A 19917-nucleotide genomic window follows, 5' to 3' on the forward strand; every position below is an offset into this window, starting at 1 on the left:
CGAGTAGTCTTAAGCGCAGGATGCTGTCGGAGCGATTTCTCCACAGCCGGAGAAAGTGTAATTAGTTAGGCAGCATGAAAAAGAATCGCGCTTTTCTGAAGTGGGCAGGGGGGAAATACCCCCTGCTTGACGATATTAAAAAGCATTTGCCGGAAGGTGAATGCTTAATTGAGCCCTTTGTGGGCGCCGGGTCGGTATTCCTGAATACCGACTTTTCTCGTTATATCCTCGCGGATATCAATAGCGATCTGATCGGTCTGTATAACATCGTCAAATTGCGCACTGACGAATACGTCAGCGCCGCACGCGAGATGTTTACGCCGGAAAACAACGCCGCGGAGCGCTACTACCAGTACCGTGATGAATTCAACCAGAGTCAGGATCCCCTGCGTCGCGCGGTGCTGTTCCTGTATCTGAATCGCCATGGCTACAACGGATTGTGCCGCTACAACCTGCGCGGCGAGTTCAACGTGCCGTTTGGCCGCTACAAAAAGCCCTATTTCCCCGAGGCTGAACTCTATCACTTCGCCGCCAAGGCGCAGAACGCCGAATTTTACTGCGAATCTTATGAAGAGTGCATGAAGCGAGCCGATAGCCGGGCGGTGGTCTATTGCGACCCGCCGTACGCGCCGCTGACGGCGACGGCGAATTTTACCGCCTACCACACCAACAGTTTCAACCTTGATCAGCAGGTAATGCTGGCGAAAAAGGCGGAATCGTTGATGAAAAAGCGGATCCCGGTGCTTATCTCAAACCACCGCACGCCGCTGACGCAGGAGTGGTATAAAAACGCGGCGGAAACGCATATTGTGAAGGTTCGGCGCAGCATCAGCAGCAACGGTGGTACGCGTAAAAAGGTGGACGAGCTCTTAGCGCTGTACCGTCCGCCGAAGACCAAATAAATTTCAAGGAGATGCGGATGAAGCAGTATTTGATTGCCCCTTCGATTCTGTCGGCTGATTTTGCCCGTTTGGGCGAGGATACCGCTAAGGCACTGGCGGCGGGCGCGGATGTCGTACACTTCGACGTCATGGACAACCACTACGTGCCGAATCTGACGATTGGCCCGATGGTGCTGAAGTCGCTGCGCAACTACGGCATTACCGCGCCGATCGATGTGCACCTGATGGTAAAGCCGGTCGACCGCATCATTCCTGATTTTGCCGAAGCCGGCGCCAGCATTATCACTTTCCACCCGGAAGCCTCTGAACACGTCGACCGCAGCCTGCAGCTTATCAAAGAGCACGGCTGTAAAGCGGGGCTGGTATTCAACCCGGCAACGCCGCTGAGCTATCTCGATTACGTTATGGATAAGCTGGATGTGATCCTGCTGATGTCGGTTAACCCAGGCTTTGGCGGCCAGTCCTTTATTCCGCACACTCTTGAAAAACTGCGTCAGGTGCGTCAGCTTATCGATCAATCCGGCTACGACATTCGCCTTGAAGTCGATGGTGGCGTGAAAGCCAGCAACATTGGTGAAATTGCCGCGGCCGGTGCGGATATGTTTGTCGCCGGTTCGGCGATCTTCGGCCAGCCGGACTACAAAAAAGTTATTGATCAAATGCGCAGTGAATTAGCGAAGGTTAGTCATGGATAAATTACAGGCCATCCGCGGCGTGGCATTTGACCTGGACGGTACGCTGGTCGATAGCGCGCCGGGTTTAACCGCTGCCGTTGATAGCGCGCTTTACGCGCTGGAACTGCCGGTGGCAGGTGAAGAGCGCGTCGTGACCTGGATTGGCAACGGCGCAGACGTCCTGATGGAGCGGGCGCTGAATTGGGCTCGCCAGGAGCGTGCCACGTTACGCGCGGCGATGGGGAAACCTTCCGTCGACGATCATGATATACCGCAAGACGAACAGCTACGCGTTTTGCGTAAACTGTTCGACCGCTATTACGCCGAAGCGGCGGAAGAAGGCAGTTTCTTGTTCCCGGCAGTGGCCGATACGCTCGGCGCGCTGCACGCAAAAGGCCTGCCGCTGGCGCTGGTTACCAACAAACCGACACCGTTCGTGGCGCCCTTGCTCGAGGCCCTCGATATCGCGAAATACTTTAGCGTGGTGATCGGCGGCGACGATGTGAAGAATAAAAAGCCGCATCCGGATCCGCTGCTGCTGGTGGCGCAAAAGCTCTCTCTGACGCCAGCCGAACTCCTGTTCGTCGGGGATTCGCGCAACGATATTCAGGCGGCGAAAGCGGCGGGCTGTTGCTCTATCGGTCTGACTTACGGCTACAACTACGGCGAGCCGATTGCGTTGAGCGAGCCGGATTTTATCTTTGACCAATTTAATGAACTCTTGCCCGCTCTTGGGCTACCGTACAGTGAAACTCAGGAATTAAAAAATGACTAAGCCCATCGTTTTTAGTGGCGCACAGCCCTCAGGTGAATTGACCATTGGCAACTATATGGGTGCGCTGCGTCAATGGGTAAACATGCAGGATGACTATCACTGTATTTACTGCATCGTTGACCAGCACGCGATCACCGTGCGTCAGGATCCGCAGAACCTGCGTAAAGCGACGCTGGATACGCTGGCGCTGTACCTGGCCTGTGGTATCGATCCGCAAAAGAGCACCATTTTCGTCCAGTCTCACGTGCCGGAACACGCCCAACTGGGCTGGGCGCTGAACTGCTACACCTATTTCGGCGAGCTGAGCCGCATGACCCAGTTTAAGGACAAGTCCGCGCGCTACGCCGAGAACATCAACGCCGGTCTGTTTGACTACCCGGTACTGATGGCCGCTGATATTCTGCTGTACCAGACCAACCAGGTACCGGTAGGCGAAGATCAGAAACAGCATCTTGAGCTGAGCCGCGACGTCGCGCAGCGCTTTAACGCTATCTATGGCGATATCTTTAAAGTGCCGGAGCCGTTTATTCCTAAGTCCGGCGCGCGCGTGATGTCCCTGCTGGAGCCGACCAAGAAGATGTCCAAGTCCGATGACAACCGCAACAACGTCATTGGTCTGCTGGAAGACCCGAAATCGGTAGTTAAGAAGATTAAACGCGCGGTGACCGACTCCGACGAGCCGCCGGTTGTCCGTTACGATGTGCAAAACAAAGCGGGCGTTTCCAACCTGCTGGATATCCTCTCCGCCGTGACCGGCCAGAGCATTCCGGAACTGGAACAGCACTTTGAAGGTAAAATGTACGGCCACCTGAAAGGCGAAGTCGCCGAAGCGGTTTCCGGTATGCTGACCGAGCTGCAGGAGCGCTATCACCGTTTCCGCAACGACGAAGCGTTCCTTAATCAGGTGATGAAAGAGGGGGCGGAAAAAGCCAGCGCGCACGCTTCTAAGACCCTGAAAGCGGTGTATGAAGCGATTGGCTTTGTCGCTAAGCCGTAACAAGGCTCGCTGAAGGTAAAAAAACCGGGATAATCCCGGTTTTTTTGTGTCTGTTAGAGCGCATTAGCTTAATGGTGAGAAAACCAGTTCAGCTTGTCGCGTAGCGCCACCACGCGGCCCACGATAATCAACGCCGGGCTGGCCATCTGCTGCGCCAGAATATCCAACCGATCCAGAGTGCCGGCGACAACCTTCTGGTTGACCGCGGTGCCGTTCTCGACGATGGCGGCCGGCATATCCGCCGCCATGCCGTGGGCGATCAGCTTTTCACGGATCGCCGGCGCCTGGTTTAGCCCCATATAGAACACCAGCGTCTGTTTTTCCGCCGCCAGATTTTGCCAGTCGAGATCGCTACCGGTTTTCAGATGGCCGGTGATCAGACGTACGCCCTGGGCGAAATCGCGGTGGGTAAGCGGAATACCTGAGTAGGCTGAGCAGCCGGATGCGGCGGTGATCCCCGGCACCACCGAGAACGGAATACCTGCCGCGCAGAGGGTCTCCAGCTCTTCGCCGCCGCGGCCAAAAATAAACGGATCGCCGCCTTTCAGGCGCACGACACGTTTGCCGCTTTGCGCTTCGCGCAGCAGGATTTGGTTAATTTCCTCCTGCGGCACGCAGTGATAGCCTGCGCGTTTGCCGACAAATACCCGATCGGCGTCGCGGCGCACCAGATTCATAATATCGTCGGAGACCAGCCGGTCGTAGACCACCACATCGGCCTGCTGGATCTGCTGCAGCCCTTTGAGGGTGAGCAGACCGGCATCGCCCGGACCGGCGCCAACCAGCACCACTTCGCCGCGATGTTCCAGTGGTTCATTCAGTAACCGTTCCGTGGTATCGGCGACGGCCTGACGATCATCGTTCGCCAGCGATTGGGCGAGACGATCGTTAACAAACAGCTTTTCCCAGAAGCGGCGGCGCTCGCCGACGGTAGCGAACTGCTTTTTCACCCTTGAGCGCAGCTGCCCGGCATAGCGGGCGATTTGTCCGAGATGCAGCGGCAGCAGCGATTCGAGCTTTTCACGCAGCAGGCGCGCCAACACCGGCGAGGTACCACCGGAAGACACGGCGACCATCAGAGGCGAGCGGTCGATAATTGAAGGCATAATAAAGCTGGCCTGACGGGGCGCATCCACCACGTTACAGAAAATACGCCGTGATTCAGCGGCCTCGCTGACCTGCTGATTAACGACATCATCGTCGGTGGCGGCGATCGCCAGCCAGCAGTTATCGAGCAGCGCAGGATTGAAATCGCCTTGCGCCAGCGTCAGCATCTGCGCCTCGGCCCACACCTGAAACTGCGGAGTAAACTGGCGTGAGTTCACCGTTAACCGGGCGCCGGCGTCGAGCAACAGACGCGCCTTGCGTTCAGCGACATCGCCGCCGCCGACCAGCAAGCAGTCGCGATCGCGTAGTTGGCAAAAAATAGGTAAGTGGTCCACGGCAGATCCTCACGGCAAGGGGGGAAAGGGAGTGCGGTCGTAGCATAGCAGCAGAGGGAATCACGGAGATATGAATTTTGCCGCCTCTACTTAGTAGTGGTTATAAGCCGATGATATGGTTCCCCCCGCGGCGCGGAGGGAACCTTGCGGCATCAGGCTTTCAGCTGCACTTTGCCATCTTTAACACGGGCTTCGTAATGGGCGATGGAGTGGCTCTCATCTTCCATGCACAACCCGTCGCTGAGGCGGAAGCGCTGCTTTTTCAGCGGGCTGGCAACCCACAGCGCGCCGTCATGCTCAGCGATGATCCCGCGGGACAGCACGCTGGCATTGAAGAACGGATCGATATTGCTGATGGCGAACACTCTGTCGTCATGGTACGGACGGAAGATAGCCACCTGCTGTTGCCCCAGCAGCGCGCAGACGCCGGTCGCCGGCAGGATGTCGTCAATTTTGCAGATGTTTACCCACTGGCTCATACGTTTTCCTCCACCAGCGTGACCGGGATGCGCTCATAGGGCGTGGCCGGGCGATGCTGGTCACGTTCCGGCACCACCTGAACGTTCGGGTCGCGCTGGTCGCTGTTGATAAAGTGTTTGAAGCGCGTCTGCGCCGCCGGGTTATTGACGGTCTCGGTCCATTCGCAGGCGAAAGCGGCGCGCAGGCGAGCCAGCTCTTCTTCAAGGTGATCGTTCAGGCCCAGCTTATCGTCGATGATGACGCTGCGCAGATAGTCGATGCCGCCTTCCATGTTGTCCAGCCACGGCGCGGTACGGGTCAGCTTATCGGCGGTGCGGATGTAGAACATCATAAAGCGGTCGAGATATTTGATGAGCGTATCGCGATCGAGGTCCGCGGCCAGCAGATCGGCGTGGCGTGGTTTCATCCCGCCGTTACCGCACACATACAGGTTCCAGCCTTTCTCGGTGGCGATGATCCCAACGTCTTTACCCTGGGCTTCCGCGCATTCACGGGTGCAGCCGGAGACGCCGAACTTCATTTTGTGCGGAGTACGGATGCCTTTATAGCGGTTTTCCAGTTCTACGCCGAAGCCGACGCTATCGCCGACGCCGTAGCGGCACCAGGTACTGCCGACGCAGGTTTTCGCCATACGTAGCGCTTTGGCGTAGGCATGGCCGGTTTCGAAGCCGGCTTCAATCAGCTGACGCCAGATCTCCGGCAGGTCATCTTTTTGCGCGCCGAACAGACCGATACGCTGGGAGCCGGTGATTTTGGTATACAGATTAAATTCGCGCGCGATGCGACCGACGGCAACCAGGCCTTCTGGCGTAATTTCGCCGCCTGCGGAGCGCGGGATAACCGAGTAGGTGCCATCTTTCTGGATGTTGGCGAGGAAGTTATCGTTGGTGTCCTGCAGCGGCGTGTGCTGTGGTTTGAGGATGTACTCATTCCAGCAGGAGGCCAGCAGGGAACCGACGGTCGGCTTACAGACTTCACAGCCGTAGCCCTGACCGTGTTTTTCCAGCAGCTCGTCGAAGGTTTTGATGCCTTCCACGCGGATCAGGTGGAACAGTTCCTGGCGAGAGTAGGCGAAGTGCTCGCACAGATTGTTGTTCACTTCGATACCCTGTTTCGCCAGCTCGGCGTTGAGCACCTGCGTTACCAGCGGAATACAACCGCCGCAGCCGGTTCCGGCTTTGGTTTCCGCTTTCAGCGCCGCCACGGTGTGACAGCCTTTATTGATAGCGGCGATCAGGTCGCCTTTGCTGACGTCGAAGCAGGAACAAATCTGCGCGCTGTCCGGCAGTTTATCAACGCCGATAGACGGCTTGCCGCTGCCGGCGTGGGCCGGGAGGATCAGCGAATCCGGGTTTTCCGGTAATTCGATGGCGTTCAGCACCAGCTGCAGCAGGTTGCCGTAATCGCTGGTGTCGCCGACCAGTACCGCGCCAAGCAGGGTTTTGTTATCTTCGCTGACGATAAGCCGTTTGTAGACTTCTTTGCTTTCGTCGAGATAGACGTAGCTACGCGCGCCCGGCGTACGCCCGTGGGCGTCGCCGATACCGCCAACGTCAACGCCGAGCAGTTTCAGCTTGGCGCTGAGGTCGGCGCCGGTGAACAGATTATCGTTGCCGAGGATATGGTCAACCGTCACCTGCGCCATTTTGTAGCCCGGGGCGACAAGACCATACACGCGGTTATTCCAGCTGGCGCATTCGCCGATAGCGTAGATATCCGGGTCGGAGGTCTGGCAGCTATCGTTGACCATGATGCCGCCGCGTTGGGCGACCGCCAGCCCGCACTGGGTAGCCAACTTGTCGCGCGGACGGATACCGGTAGAGAAGACGATGAAATCGACCTGCAGTTCGCTACCGTCGGCGAAGCGCATCGTTTTGCGCGCCTCGGTGCCCTGCTGAACGATCTCTTTGGTGTTTTTGCTGGTGTGAACCTTCACACCCATGCTTTCGATCTTACGCTTCAGCTGCTCGCCGCCCATCTGATCGAGCTGCTCGGCCATCAGCATCGGCGCAAACTCGATCACGTGGGTTTCCACCCCGAGATTTTTCAGCGCGCCGGCTGCTTCCAGACCGAGCAGACCGCCGCCGACCACCGCGCCGCGTTTGCTGCGACGGGCGCAGGATTCGATGGCGTTAAGATCTTCAATAGTACGATAGACGAAGCAATCCTGGGTTTCCGCGCCTTTAATCGGCGGGATCCACGGGTATGAGCCAGTCGCCATAATCAGCTTGTCGTAGAAAACGGTACGGCCAGCGCTGGAGTGGATAACCTTTTCCTGGCGGTTGATGGTAATCGCGCGTTCGCCGACCAGCACCTTGACGCCGTGTTTCTCATAGAAACCTTCGCGTACCAGCGACAGCTCTTCCGCAGTGTGATGGGAGAAGTAAGACGACAGGTGGACACGGTCATAGGCGATACGCGGCTCTTCACAGAACACGGTAATGTCGAATTGTCCGGCAGGCGCCTTATCAAGAAGCTCTTCGATAAAGCGATGGCCGACCATGCCGTTACCGATAATAGCGATTCTGACTTTGCTCATTTTTGCCTCGATTTCTTTTCTATTACCGCCTACCTTAACGATTCAGCTACTACACTCATTGATACAAATCAATTTAGAACTTACCTACCACTTAATGAGTATATTCATGATTTATAATGATTTTTCTAAGTGATGGAAAAATCAGGCTTTTCCGTTCTGTTCTTTTTATGTACAAAGGCAGCGGAAGAAATGAGCAATATTCAGGGGAGCAAACTATGTCGACAACGCCGCTGTGGTTAATTCAGAACGTCCATCTGCCAAAGAGGGAAGGGTTGTGGCAGATTGCGATTGATAAAGGGCGGTTCGGCGACATTACGCCGATGGGAGAGGCACGCAGCGAGAGCTACGAAGTGCTTAACGCCCGCGGCGGATTGGCCATCCCGCCGTTTATCGAACCGCACATTCATCTCGATACCACGCAGACGGCGGGAGAGCCAAACTGGAACCAGTCCGGGACGCTGTTCGAAGGGATTGAGCGTTGGGCCGAGCGTAAAGCGCTGCTAAGCCATGAGGATGTGAAAGCCCGTGCGTGGAAAACGCTGCGCTGGCAAATCGCCAACGGCATCCAGTTTGTTCGCACCCATGTCGATGTTTCTGACCCATCGTTGACCGCGCTGAAAGCGATGCTGGAAGTCAAACAAGAGGTAGCGCCGTGGGTCGATTTGCAGATAGTCGCCTTCCCCCAGGAAGGGATTTTATCCTACCCCAATGGTGAGAGTTTGCTGGAGGAGGCATTACGACTGGGCGCCGATGTGGTCGGGGCGATCCCGCATTTCGAATTTACTCGTGAATACGGAGTGGAATCGCTGCATATCGCCTTCCGTCTGGCGCAGAAATACCAGCGTCCGCTGGATATCCACTGCGATGAAATAGACGATGAACAGTCGCGCTTTGTCGAAACGGTCGCCGCGCTGGCGTTAAAAGAGGGAATCGGCCCCCGGGTGACCGCGAGTCATACGACCGCGATGCACTCCTACAATGGCGCTTATACCTCGCGGCTGTTCCGCCTGTTAAAACTCTCGGGCATTAACTTCGTCGCCAACCCGCTGGTCAATATTCATCTGCAGGGGCGCTTTGATGACTACCCGAAGCGGCGCGGCGTGACGCGGGTCAAGGAGCTGATGGCGGCCGGCATTAATGTCTGTTTTGGCCACGATGATGTGTTCGACCCATGGTATCCGTTGGGAACCGGCAACATGCTACAGGTGCTGCATATGGGGCTGCACGTTTGCCAACTGATGGGCTATCAGCAGATTAACGACAGTCTACAGCTGATTACCCACAACAGCGCCAGAACCTTTGGGCTCAATGATTACGGCATCGCTACCGGCAACCCGGCTAATCTGGTGATCTTGCCGGCGGAAAACGGTTTTGAAGCCGTACGCTGCCAGGTGCCGGTACGTTGGTCAATTCGTCAGGGAAGGGTCATTGCGACTACGCAGCTGGCGCAGACGTGGATACAGACCGATAAAGGCGGCGAGGAGTTGTTTTTTACCAAAAATAGCCCCTTTGCCGAAGCAAAGGGGCCTAAGGCTTAGTGCGCCGACGCGTTCTGACGGTGGCGGGAAACGAAGCCAAGGAGCAGACACATCACGAATACCACGGCATAGAGGCCGTTCGCGGTGTGCAGCGCGGCCAGCGGGCCGCTAGCCGCGACGATCGGCCCGGTCACCACGAAGGTCAGCATGGTGCCGATGGTGCCGCAGGTCAGAATGAAGTTCACCAGCTTCGGTGAAGCGACTTTGGTCTGCTGCGAGCCCAGGGTAATGATCGAGGTATAGATGGCGCTGGAGAAGAAGCCAAGGGTCAGGATGAACCACGGCATATGCTCCGGCGAACCGTTAATGAACAGATACATCAGGACTGTCGCCAGACCCGCCAGCACGGTCAGGATGCGCTGCAGGTCGAAGAAGCGCAGGATGAAGCTGAACGACCACATGCCGATCATATAGGACATCCAGAAATCGCTGACCAGCTTACCGGCGTCGCCGAGGCTCATGCCGAGGCCTTTGGCATACTCTGGTACCCAGGAGATAAAGCCCAACTGGCCGAGGATGTAGCATAGCGCGGCGATGGAAAGGAACAGCACGCCGATGCCCCATTTCTCTTTCACTACCGGCTGGCTGTTTTCCGCCAGCGCTTTATTGCCAAGCACCGGGAACTCACAGCCGAAAGTCAGCACGAAAATAGCGACGTAGACCAGGCCGATACAGGCGTAAACCCAGTACCACTCGATGCTGCGCGCCAGCAGCACGGCGGCGACCATCGGGAAGATCATCCCTGCCATGCTGAAGAAGGAGTCCGTGAACAGCAGACGCGCGCCGCGCTGGCGGCCTTCATACATGTGGGTAATCAGGAAAGTCCCAATCGACATGGTGATCCCGCTGACCAGACCGAGCACGAACATCGACGCGGAGAACAGCGTCAGGCTGTGGCCGAACATCAGCCCGGCGATGGCTAACAGCATCAGGATAAAGCCGAAGCGCAGCTGGGTTTTCAGCGGCACGATCTCCATCAGCCAGGCATTGAGGAAGATAGAAATCAGAATACCGGCATTGAGGAAGGTAAAGGTGTTACTCATACTGGACACCGGCAGATGGAAATAATCTGCGATGTTCCCCATCACCATCCCGGTGACGATCACCAACGCGCCGGTCAGGGCGTAGGAGAAAAAGCTGATCCATGTGAGCTTGATACGATTGCTGTTAGTCATGACAGGCCTGTGAATAGATAGGTAAAGCGCGTTGACGCTGCGCCGGGCGCACAGATTTTATTCATTCAAGTGATGAAGGCAAACGTTTATATTGAAATGTAGAATTTATTGCATGGATTTATGTGATCTCCATCACATTAGTGATCGGCGAGAGGATTGAGTCAGTTCGTAACAAGTGTTTCAGCTAAGTAAAATTAGGTAAAAGGCTAGCCCGCTATGCAAAGGCTCTTTAGAATCAAGGCACTTGCTTTTTACTCTGCTCCGTTAAGGAATTTCCATGCTCAAATCCACTCTGGCGGCGATGGCTGCCGTATTCGCCATTTCAGCATTCTCCCCCGCCATGGCGGCCAAGGGCGACCCGCACGTACTGCTGACCACTTCTGCTGGCAACATCGAGTTGGAGCTGAATAGCCAGAAGGCGCCGATTTCTGTCGATAACTTCCTGAAGTACGTGAACAGCGGTTTCTATAACAACACGACCTTCCACCGGGTGATCCCAGGCTTTATGGTGCAGGGCGGCGGCTTTAACGAGCAGATGCAGCAAAAGCAGCCTAACCCGCCGATTAAAAACGAAGCCGACAATGGCCTGCGTAATACCCGCGGGACGATCGCCATGGCGCGTACCGCCGATCAGGACAGCGCGACCAGCCAGTTCTTCATCAACGTGGCGGATAACGCCTTCCTCGACCACGGCCAGCGTGATTTTGGCTACGCGGTATTTGGTAAAGTGGTGAAGGGTATGGACGTCGCCGACAAAATCTCTCAGGTTCCGACCCACAACGTCGGCCCGTACCAAAATGTTCCGTCCAAACCGGTCGTTATTCTTTCGGCGAAAGTGCTGCCGTAACCCTCTTCTGGCGCGGGCGGTCCGCCTGCGCCTGGCTTGCCTCTCTGCGTAACCTGAAATTGCTGCTTATACTTGTGGCACACAGGGGACGATAAGGGAGGCGACCATGCGTTTACTCACCGATAAGCAAAAATCCCGGCTCTGGGAACAGACCCGCAACGCCAATTTTCAGGCCAGCAGACGCCTTGAAGGCGCGACGGTACCGCTGGTTAGCCTGACGGCTGAGGAAGCGCTGGCGCGTCTTGCCGAGCTGAGGAGGCGTCATGAGCGATAAATATGGCGACGGTCGCGACCCCTATCTCTATCCGGCGCTGGATGTGCTGCGTAACCGGCTGGGTATCCATCAGGCGCAACGGCTGGAACAAACTGTATGGGAATTCACTTCGCTGCGTGCGGCGACGATCCCGTTGGGCCCGCGCGGCCGCGGCTTACCGCATCTCTGCGCCATTCACCGGCAACTTTATCAGGATCTCTTTGAATGGGCGGGCAAACTGCGGGAAATCGATATCTACCAGGGCGATACGCCATTTTGCCACTTCGCGTGGATAGAGAAAGAGGGTAACGCGCTGATGCGCAAGCTGGAAGAAGAGGACTATCTGTGTGAACTCCCCCGGGAGACCTTCGTCGAGCGCCTGAGCTGGTACTACGGCGAAATCAATGTTCTGCATCCGTTCCGCCTTGGCAACGGCCTGACGCAAAGGATCTTCTTCGAACAGTTGGCCATTCACGCCGGCTACCTGCTCGACTGGCGGGGCATCGATCCGGATGCGTGGAGCCAGGCTAACCAGCTGGGCGCGATGGGCGACCCGGAGCCGCTGGAGCGGATCTTTCGTAAAGTGGTGAGCGAAGCGCGGGAATCTGAGTAGAATAGCCCGGTTTTGTTTTTTCCGGAGCCGCTATGATCCTGCTAATCGATAACTATGACTCTTTCACCTGGAATCTGTACCAGTACTTTTGCGAACTGGGGGCGGAGGTGCTGGTTAAGCGTAACGATGAGTTAACGCTGGAAGAGATAGCGTCGCTGGCGCCGGAGAAAATCGTCATTTCGCCGGGCCCCTGCACGCCGGATGAGTCCGGTATTTCGCTGGACGTTATCCGCCGCTATGCCGGTAAAACACCGCTGCTCGGCGTGTGTCTGGGTCATCAGGCCATCGCCCAGGTCTTTGGCGCCGCCATCGTACGCGCCGCGCAGGTCATGCATGGTAAAACGTCGCTGATTGAGCACAACGGCGAGGGCGTTTTTCAGGGACTAAACAACCCGCTTACCGTTACGCGCTACCATTCATTAGTTATCGACCCGCCGACCCTTCCCGCGGATTTTATCGTTACCGCCCGCAGCGCCAGCGGTGAAATCATGGGTATCCGCCATCGCCAGTGGGATCTCGAAGGCGTGCAGTTCCACCCGGAGAGCATTCTTAGCGAACAGGGACACCAGTTGCTGGAAAACTTCCTTAAACGCTGATTTGTAGTTGCCATGATGTGATTTATTATGCATATTTTGTGATTAAAACATCGCAATCATTGCACATTACACAGAAGGATGGGCATCACATGGCAACAGATCAACCGGCAATCACCCGCGCCACATTCGATGAAGTCATTCTGCCGATTTATGCACCGGCGGAGTTTATTCCGGTGAAGGGGAAAGGCAGCCGCGTTTGGGATCAGCAGGGCAAAGAGTACGTTGATTTTGCCGGCGGGATTGCGGTGACCGCGCTGGGCCACTGTCACCCGGCGCTGGTGGCGGCGCTGCACGAGCAGGGCGAGACCCTGTGGCACACCAGCAACGTTTTTACCAACGAGCCGGCGCTGCGCCTGGGGCGCCAGCTGGTAGATGCCACTTTTGCCGAGCGCGTGGTGTTTATGAACTCCGGAACGGAAGCCAACGAAACGGCGTTCAAGCTGGCGCGTCATTACGCGATCACTCGCCATAGTCCGTACAAAACCAAAATCATCGCTTTCCATAATGCTTTCCACGGACGGTCGCTGTTCACCGTCTCGGTCGGCGGTCAGCCGAAATACTCTGACGGTTTCGGGCCGAAACCGGCAGATATCGTGCATGTTCCATTTAACGATCTCGAGGCGGTGAAAGCGGTGATCGATGACCATACCTGCGCGGTGGTGGTTGAGCCGATTCAGGGCGAGGGCGGGGTGATGGCGGCGACGCCAGCGTTCCTGCAGGGGCTGCGCGATCTGTGCGACCAGCATCAGGCGCTGCTGGTATTTGATGAAGTGCAGTGCGGTATGGGCCGTACCGGTTCATTGTTCGCCTATATGCATTACGGCGTGACGCCGGACATCCTGACCAGCGCGAAAGCGCTCGGGGGCGGTTTCCCGATTAGCGCGATGTTAACCACCAATGAAATCGCCAGCGCCTTCCATGCCGGTTCCCATGGCTCCACCTACGGCGGCAATCCGCTGGCCTGTGCGGTGGCGACCGCGGCTTTCAACCTGATTAACACGCCGCAGGTGCTGGCGGGCGTCAATGCCAAACGGGCGCTGTTTGTCGAACACCTGCAGCAGATCGATGCGCAGTTTGATCTGTTCAGCGACATCCGCGGCATGGGACTGTTAATCGGCGCCGCGCTTAAGCCGCAGCATCACGGACGCGCGCGCGATTTCCTCTATGCTGCGGCGGAGGCCGGGGTGATGGTGTTAAACGCCGGGCCGGACGTAATGCGCTTTGTGCCGTCGCTGGTGATTGATGATAGCGATATCGCCGAAGGGATGGCGCGCTTCGCGCAGGCGGTTAAAAACGTACTTAGCGCTTAGTCGTGCGTAGCCAGATGCCGTGATGCGGACGCTGACGCCATGCCACCGACGAAATGGTGTGCATGGTGTTCAGATGGCCGAGGATCCGCTGCAAATGCTGCTCAAGGGTGCTGAGCGGCCCACGCAACACTTCCCCGTCCTGGGATTCCATAATATTCACATCGCCCGCGCTGCCCGGCCCGTCTGAATCCAGACGCTGCTGACAGCGCTGCAGGGCAATTTCACAAGACTCCAGATACCGCTGCGCCAGGTCAGGCGTTAGCATCGTATGCTCGCGTGCCAGCGTGGTCATGGCGTTGATATGCTCAACGATAAACTGGCTATGGGTTACCCACAGCTTCATATCTTCCAGATAGTGCGAGTTAAAGCCCGGTTCCTGCATCGCCTGGTTAAGCGAGTTATACAGGGCGTTGTGCGCCTGGTTGACGCGCATACGTTGGTAGGCCAACGCCGGGGCCTGCGGATCGGCGCTAAGGATCAGCCGAATAGCCTCCTGATCGGCCTCCAGGGCATCGTGGGCGTTTTTACGCAGCAGGCCGCTCTGCCATTGCGGCCATAGCCAGACCATTCCGCCAAAGGCGATCAGACAGCCAATAATGGTATCAATAAAGCGGGCGACGATGAACTGCTCGCCGTTAAGCGTTAGCAACTGCAGGGTATATACCGCGGTGACGGTAAAGCCCACCATCGCCCAGCCGTAGTGTTTACGGATGATGAGATAGCTCAGCAGCGTGATGAACAACATACCGCTTAACGTGTAGCTCTCCGGTACGTGGAAATGTAGGGTCAGCCAGGCGATCACCAGGCCCGCCAGGGTGCCTGCCGCCCGGTGGACAATCCGCACGCGGGTGGCGCCGTAACCGTTTTGCGTCACGAACAGCACGGTCATCAGGATCCAGTACGGCTTCGGTAGATGTAGGGCGCTGCCCATCAGGCTGGCGATGCTCAACATTACGCTGATGCGCGCGGCGTTGCGCAGCGCCGGGGATTTCAATGACAGGTAGTTCTTCAGCGCCGGTAGTAGCGGCAGGCGCCGTTCTTTATCCGCCATCAGATTCCGTGCGTACAGCGGGCGCTGGGTGCGCAGCACGCGGGCGATACGACTGAAGTGCCAGGCGCAGAACTGGCCTACCGGGTTATCGGGATGCTGATAAGCGATTTTTTCCAGCGCGCCGATTTGCTTATCCATCTGGAAGCGACGCGGGTAGCGGTGGTAGAGAATATCATCCGCCAGCACCCGCAGACGCGCGGCGACGGTCTGCGCGTTCCAGCGGATAACCGCTTCCGCATGGCTGCGCTCCACCAGTTTTTGCACCTCTTCCGGCTGGTGCAGGCTCACTGAAATATGTTCCTGCAGATCCAGCCCAACCTGGAACGCGCGCAGCAGGCGCTTATGATCGCTACGCTGGTTGGCGGCTAACATATGCATTTGCTGGTAGCATTGGGTAATTAAATCGACCACCTTCTGCTGGCGGGTAAGCAGCGGCGGCAGGGAGGTCGTCGGGTCAGTGTGCTGCGTCAGGAGGCTATATTTGGCCTCGCAATAATTAGCCAGTTCGCGGTAAAGCAGGCTTAACGACTCGCGCAGCGGCTGCTCTCGCCAGAGCCAAAACCAGAACCAGTTAAAGAGTCCGTACCACAAGGTTCCCAGCGCATAGATAAGCAGCGGCTCCCAGATGGGCATATTGCCGGCCAGGCTTAAGGTAAAAATGGCGGCGATAAGCGATGCCGGCAACAAGCGAGCGTGCAGCGAACTGATTTCCGCCGTCACGCCGAGAATCAGCGCCAGCGCGCTGAGGATAAGCGGCAAAGGGATGTCCCGCGCCAGAAGCAATTGCACAATCAGGCTGCTGCCGGCAAACAGGCAGCCGCCAACGATCAGGCGTTTGAAAAAGCGTTTATGCGGGGTGTCGAGACCGGCGATATTGCAACAGGCAGGAACTAATGAGAACAGCAACCCCTGCTGCAGATGGCCGAGCATAAGCCCGATGGCCACAGGTAGACACAGCACCAGCGTTTGCCGCAGTGCATAGTTGACTTCCGGGTGGTAAATCAGCCTGCGCCACATGGGAGAAACAAAAACGGCGTACTGCGCGGAGCAATACGCCGTTTAGCGACTTAACGGGTACCGTAGACGACGATAGTTTTACCGTGTGCGGAGATCAGATTTTGATCTTCCAGCATCTTCAGAATACGGCCAACCGTCTCACGAGAACAGCCGACGATCTGGCCAATTTCCTGGCGGGTGATTTTGATCTGCATCCCGTCCGGGTGGGTCATGGCATCAGGCTGTTTCGCCAGATTCAGTAAGGTCTGAGCGATACGGCCCGTCACGTCGAGGAAAGCAAGGTTACCGACTTTCTCGGAAGTGACCTGCAGACGACGCGCCATCTGAGAAGAGAGGCGCATCAGGATGTCCGGGTTCACCTGGATTAACTGACGGAATTTTTTGTAAGAGATCTCGGCCACTTCACATGCGGTTTTCGCACGTACCCAGGCACTACGTTCCTGACCTTCTTCAAACAGGCCTAATTCACCGATGAAATCGCCCTGGTTGAGGTAAGAGAGGATCATCTCTTTACCTTCTTCATCCTTGATGAGTACAGCCACGGAGCCTTTTACGATGTAGTAAAGCGTTTCCGCTTTCTCACCCTGGTGAATCAGCGTGCTCTTTGATGGGTACTTATGAATGTGGCAATGAGACAAGAACCATTCAAGGGTAGGGTCTGTTTGCGGTTTGCCAAGCACCATGCGCGGTTATCCTCTGTTATAAGCTATCTCCGGACGCCGACACTACACGGCATCCGGGCATGCAATCGTATTTTTCCCTATGCCTGGGAAGCTGGCTGCTCAATTTATGCAGCCTGTAATGTGAACTCCTCAGCATACATGCGGTACATCAATGTATTACTGTAGCATCCAGACTGTTTTAGCATAGCTTTCACCGCATGTCTCCTGGTGTCTCGCTTCAGCATGACCCAGGTCGCCTTCCGTTGCGAGATTTGTTATGTGCGCGTAATCTGTCAGGAAAATTGCAACAGCGGAGTTAAATTTTATGCAAGCGCGTGTGAAATGGGTGGAAGGTCTAACCTTCATCGGTGAGTCGGCCTCCGGCCACCAGATTTTAATGGATGGCAACTCCGGGGACAAAGCGCCCAGCCCGATGGAGATGGTGTTAATGGCGGCGGGCGGCTGTAGCGCAATTGACGTAGTGTCTATCCTGCAAAAAGGGCGTCAAAACGTCACTAACTGCGAAGTGAAGCTGACCTCTGAACGCCGTGAAGAGGCGCCGCGCCTGTTCACCCATATCAATCTGCACTTTATCGTCACCGGTAAAGAGCTGAAGGATGCGGCGGTGTCCCGGGCGGTGGATTTATCCGCGGAGAAGTACTGCTCGGTGGCGCTGATGCTGGAAAAGGCCGTCAACATCACCCACTCTTACGAAGTGATCGAAGCCTGAGACGAATTGACGTAGCGGGACACTAACCCCGGCAGCACGGCGACCGGGGTTTTATTTTGCCCTTAACTAATGGTTTTGCCTTCCATCAAGCGCTCGACCAGCGGCGCCATAATGAGCTCCATCGCCAGCCCCATCTTACCGCCCGGCACCACCAGGGTGTTCATATGCGAGATAAACGACCCCTGTAGCATCGCCAACAGCCAGGGGTAATCAATCCCCTGCAAATTGCGAAAGTGAATCACCACGAAGCTTTCGTCGAGCGATGGAATGCCTTTGGCGGCAAACGGATTCGAGGTATCGACCGTCGGCACGCGCTGGAAGTTGATATGGGTGCGTGAGAACTGCGGGGTGATGAAATTGATATAGTCTTCCATCGAACGCACCACCGAGTCCATCACCGCTTCGCGCGAATGGCCGCGTTCGCTGGTATCGCGAATGAGCTTCTGGATCCATTCAAGGTTGACGATCGGCACCACGCCGACCAGCAGGTCGACATGTTTCGCCACGTCATGCTGCGGCGTCACCACGCCGCCGTGCAGCCCTTCATAAAACAGCACGTCGGTCGGTTCAGGCAGCGGTTGCCATGGGGTAAAGGTGCCGGGAACCTGATTCCAGGGAACCGCTTCATCGTAGGTATGGAGATATTTTCGCGACTGGCCCTTGCCGAATTCGCCGTACTCTAAAAAGGTGCGTTCAAGCAGGCTGAAGTCGTTGGCTTCCGGGCCAAAGTAGCTGATGTGTTTGCCCTGATCGCGCGCCTTGCGGATCGCCATGTCCATTTCCGGGCGAGTATAGCGATGGAAGCTATCCCCTTCGACCTCCGCGGCATGCAGGTTCAGTTGCGAGAAAATTTTGCGAAACGCGAGGCTGGTGGTGGTGGTGCCCGCACCGCTGGAGCCCGTGACTGCGATCACTGGATGTTTGGCAGACATAACAACTCCCTGATTAAGTGATGGTGTGTCGCCGTATCGCGCCAGGCACTCGCGGTTAGAGGGGCATGGCGCTTAGCCGTTAAACATCTTGCGGGGCATGATGTTGACCGTCTCGTGCAGTTCTGACCACACCAGCACGGCCTCCCCAGTTTTAAGCTGCTGTTTTACATCGGCGACTTTATCGGCAAGCGAACGTTCATGTTCACCATAATCGGTGCCTTCGCGCAACACAAAGCTTTCAATCAGATTATCCAGCGTTTCGGGATCGAGATCCTGCCAGGGAATAATCATGCTTGTCCTCCCAGCCAGCGGGTTAACCAATCCGGAATACGTTGCTCCAGCCACATTTGCGGTTTTCGCAGCGTACCGCCGACAAAGCCAACGTGACCGCCCTGTTCCGTGAGCTGATATTCGACGTTAGCCGGCAGTTGTTCCTGCGGCGGAATTGAATGATGGTCCATAAACGGATCGTCTTTCGCGTGAATGATCAGCGTCGGCTTGGTGATATCGCTTAAGCGCGGCATCGCGCTGCACTGTCGGTAATAGTCTAGCGCATCGGCGAAACCGTGGATTTTGGCGGTGATCATGTCGTCGAATTCGCGGATGCGGCGCATGCTTTTAAGCTGGCGAAGATCGACCGGCAGCGAGCCTGGATAGGCTTTTAGCTTGCGCGCGGCGTTGGCTTTCAGCAGGTTGAGCAGGTAACGCTGATAGACGCGCGAAAATCCTTTGTCCATATGGTAGCTGCAGGCTTCCAGCATAAAGGGCGCCGAGACAATGACGGCTGCATCGAGCGGAATATTGTCGCCTTCTTTCGCCAGCAGACAGCCCAGCATGTTGCCGCCAAGCGAATAGCCTACCGCCGCCGTCGGCGCTGTGCCGAACTCGCGCTGCAGCCAGTGCAGGAACCAGGTACCGTCTTCCGTTTCGCCAGAGTGATAAATACGACTGTTGCGATTCGGCTCGCCGCTGCAGCCGCGAAAATGCATCACCACCCCGAGCCAGCCGCGCTGCATGGCGGCGTGAATCAAACCGTGGGCGTAAGGGCTGTGCAGGCTGCCTTCCAGACCGTGAAAGACCACCAGTCGCGGTTTGTGGCGCGCGCCGGCGGGGTCTTCGCTCCAGGCCAGATCGACGAAATCGCCATCCGGCAGCTCAAGGCGTTGCCAGTGCGGCGTAAATCGGAGCTTGCGGCGGATGATCCGCGGCAGCATGGTTTGCAGATGACGATTGCCCACGCCGCGCATCGGATGGAATTCACGCGAGTCGTTATCGGGGGGCGTCACTGCTGTCGGGGTTATTTCAACCATAGTACCAGGATTATTAAGAAACTTTTAGAACACTATACCGCGCATAAAAGTGGGCGGTTAGCCAATATGTGGTC

20 protein-coding genes are annotated in these 19917 nt (G+C 56.6%); 11 read left to right on the forward strand and 9 right to left on the reverse strand.

All coding sequences use genetic code 11. The features are described 5' to 3' along the window. The first annotated feature begins 74 nt into the window (after positions 1-74). From dam to trpS, 4 genes are read left to right on the forward strand one after another with little or no spacing between them, the layout of a single operon-like run. Positions 75-902, forward strand: coding sequence for an adenine-specific DNA-methyltransferase (gene dam / locus PGS10_RS10670; protein WP_045394863.1), 828 nt, complete (start codon positions 75-77; stop codon positions 900-902). A 17-nt stretch (positions 903-919) separates the two neighbouring features. Beyond that, a complete protein-coding gene (gene rpe / locus PGS10_RS10675; protein ID WP_015369389.1) occupies positions 920-1597 on the forward strand; it encodes a ribulose-phosphate 3-epimerase in 678 nt (225 codons plus the stop codon). Further along, entirely contained in the window at positions 1590-2351 is a 762-nt protein-coding gene (gph, locus tag PGS10_RS10680) for a phosphoglycolate phosphatase (RefSeq protein WP_045394865.1), read from the forward strand. Before rpe ends, gph begins: the two co-directional genes overlap by 8 nt. After that, positions 2344-3348, forward strand: a complete 1005-nt coding sequence (gene trpS / locus PGS10_RS10685) for a tryptophan--tRNA ligase (RefSeq protein ID WP_015369391.1) — start codon at positions 2344-2346, stop codon at positions 3346-3348. Before gph ends, trpS begins: the two co-directional genes overlap by 8 nt. Before the next feature lie 68 nt (positions 3349-3416). Here trpS and cysG read toward each other — a convergent pair whose 3' ends face one another. The 3 genes from cysG to nirB form a co-directional block, all read right to left on the reverse strand. Further along, positions 3417-4790, reverse strand: coding sequence for a siroheme synthase CysG (cysG, locus tag PGS10_RS10690; RefSeq protein WP_047048016.1), 1374 nt, complete (start codon positions 4788-4790; stop codon positions 3417-3419). Positions 4791-4942: 152 nt separating this feature from the next. Then, positions 4943-5269, reverse strand: a complete 327-nt coding sequence (gene nirD / locus PGS10_RS10695) for a nitrite reductase small subunit NirD (protein WP_015369393.1) — start codon at positions 5267-5269, stop codon at positions 4943-4945. After that, entirely contained in the window at positions 5266-7809 is a 2544-nt protein-coding gene (nirB, locus tag PGS10_RS10700) for a nitrite reductase large subunit NirB (protein WP_015369394.1), read from the reverse strand. Before nirB ends, nirD begins: the two co-directional genes overlap by 4 nt. Positions 7810-8024: 215 nt before the next feature. Between nirB and PGS10_RS10705 the strand changes: the two genes are divergently transcribed. After that, positions 8025-9347, forward strand: a complete 1323-nt coding sequence (locus PGS10_RS10705; RefSeq protein ID WP_032715192.1) for a cytosine deaminase — start codon at positions 8025-8027, stop codon at positions 9345-9347. On the opposite strand, the gene tsgA is transcribed toward PGS10_RS10705, so the two are convergent. Continuing rightward, positions 9344-10522: an MFS transporter TsgA gene (tsgA, locus tag PGS10_RS10710; protein WP_015369396.1), complete on the reverse strand. Its 1179-nt coding sequence runs from the start codon at positions 10520-10522 to the stop codon at positions 9344-9346. The genes PGS10_RS10705 and tsgA overlap by 4 nt on opposite strands. 277 nt (positions 10523-10799) lie before the next feature. Between tsgA and ppiA the strand changes: the two genes are divergently transcribed. The 5 genes from ppiA (at position 10800) to argD (ending at position 14141) form a co-directional block, all read left to right on the forward strand. After that, positions 10800-11369, forward strand: coding sequence for a peptidylprolyl isomerase A (gene ppiA / locus PGS10_RS10715; RefSeq protein WP_015369397.1), 570 nt, complete (start codon positions 10800-10802; stop codon positions 11367-11369). 106 nt (positions 11370-11475) lie between these two features. Continuing rightward, the gene (locus tag PGS10_RS10720; protein WP_064571555.1) at positions 11476-11643 is read left to right on the forward strand and encodes a YhfG family protein; all 168 of its coding nucleotides are present in this window, start codon (positions 11476-11478) and stop codon (positions 11641-11643) included. Then, positions 11633-12235: a putative adenosine monophosphate-protein transferase Fic gene (locus PGS10_RS10725; protein ID WP_047078893.1), complete on the forward strand. Its 603-nt coding sequence runs from the start codon at positions 11633-11635 to the stop codon at positions 12233-12235. The genes PGS10_RS10720 and PGS10_RS10725 overlap by 11 nt, the downstream gene beginning before the upstream one ends. Positions 12236-12267: 32 nt before the next feature. Next, positions 12268-12831 (forward strand): aminodeoxychorismate synthase component 2, encoded by a 564-nt coding sequence (gene pabA / locus PGS10_RS10730; protein WP_047048025.1) that lies wholly within the window; start codon positions 12268-12270, stop codon positions 12829-12831. Positions 12832-12920: 89 nt separating this feature from the next. Next, positions 12921-14141 carry a bifunctional acetylornithine/succinyldiaminopimelate transaminase gene (argD, locus tag PGS10_RS10735; protein ID WP_047078894.1) on the forward strand — a complete coding sequence of 407 codons (1221 nt, stop codon included), beginning with the start codon at positions 12921-12923 and terminating at the stop codon, positions 14139-14141. On the opposite strand, the gene PGS10_RS10740 is transcribed toward argD, so the two are convergent. Further along, entirely contained in the window at positions 14131-16209 is a 2079-nt protein-coding gene (locus PGS10_RS10740; RefSeq protein WP_316422857.1) for a YccS/YhfK family putative transporter, read from the reverse strand. The genes argD and PGS10_RS10740 overlap by 11 nt on opposite strands. Before the next feature lie 50 nt (positions 16210-16259). Then, positions 16260-16892, reverse strand: a complete 633-nt coding sequence (crp, locus tag PGS10_RS10745; protein ID WP_000242758.1) for a cAMP-activated global transcriptional regulator CRP — start codon at positions 16890-16892, stop codon at positions 16260-16262. Between the two features lie 304 nt (positions 16893-17196). On the opposite strand from crp, the gene PGS10_RS10750 reads away from it, so the two are divergent. Continuing rightward, positions 17197-17601: an OsmC family protein gene (locus tag PGS10_RS10750; protein WP_015703648.1), complete on the forward strand. Its 405-nt coding sequence runs from the start codon at positions 17197-17199 to the stop codon at positions 17599-17601. Positions 17602-17663: 62 nt separating this feature from the next. On the opposite strand, the gene PGS10_RS10755 is transcribed toward PGS10_RS10750, so the two are convergent. The 3 genes from PGS10_RS10755 to PGS10_RS10765 form a co-directional block, all read right to left on the reverse strand. Next, a complete protein-coding gene (locus PGS10_RS10755; protein WP_015369404.1) occupies positions 17664-18533 on the reverse strand; it encodes a phosphoribulokinase in 870 nt (289 codons plus the stop codon). Between the two features lie 72 nt (positions 18534-18605). Further along, positions 18606-18824 (reverse strand): YheU family protein, encoded by a 219-nt coding sequence (locus PGS10_RS10760; RefSeq protein WP_015369405.1) that lies wholly within the window; start codon positions 18822-18824, stop codon positions 18606-18608. After that, positions 18821-19843: a hydrolase gene (locus PGS10_RS10765; protein ID WP_049053451.1), complete on the reverse strand. Its 1023-nt coding sequence runs from the start codon at positions 19841-19843 to the stop codon at positions 18821-18823. Before PGS10_RS10765 ends, PGS10_RS10760 begins: the two co-directional genes overlap by 4 nt. Between the last annotated feature and the right edge of the window lie 74 nt (positions 19844-19917).

The sequence above is a fragment of the Klebsiella sp. 141153 genome (genome assembly GCF_032601995.1).
Lineage (GTDB): Bacteria > Pseudomonadota > Gammaproteobacteria > Enterobacterales > Enterobacteriaceae > Klebsiella > Klebsiella aerogenes.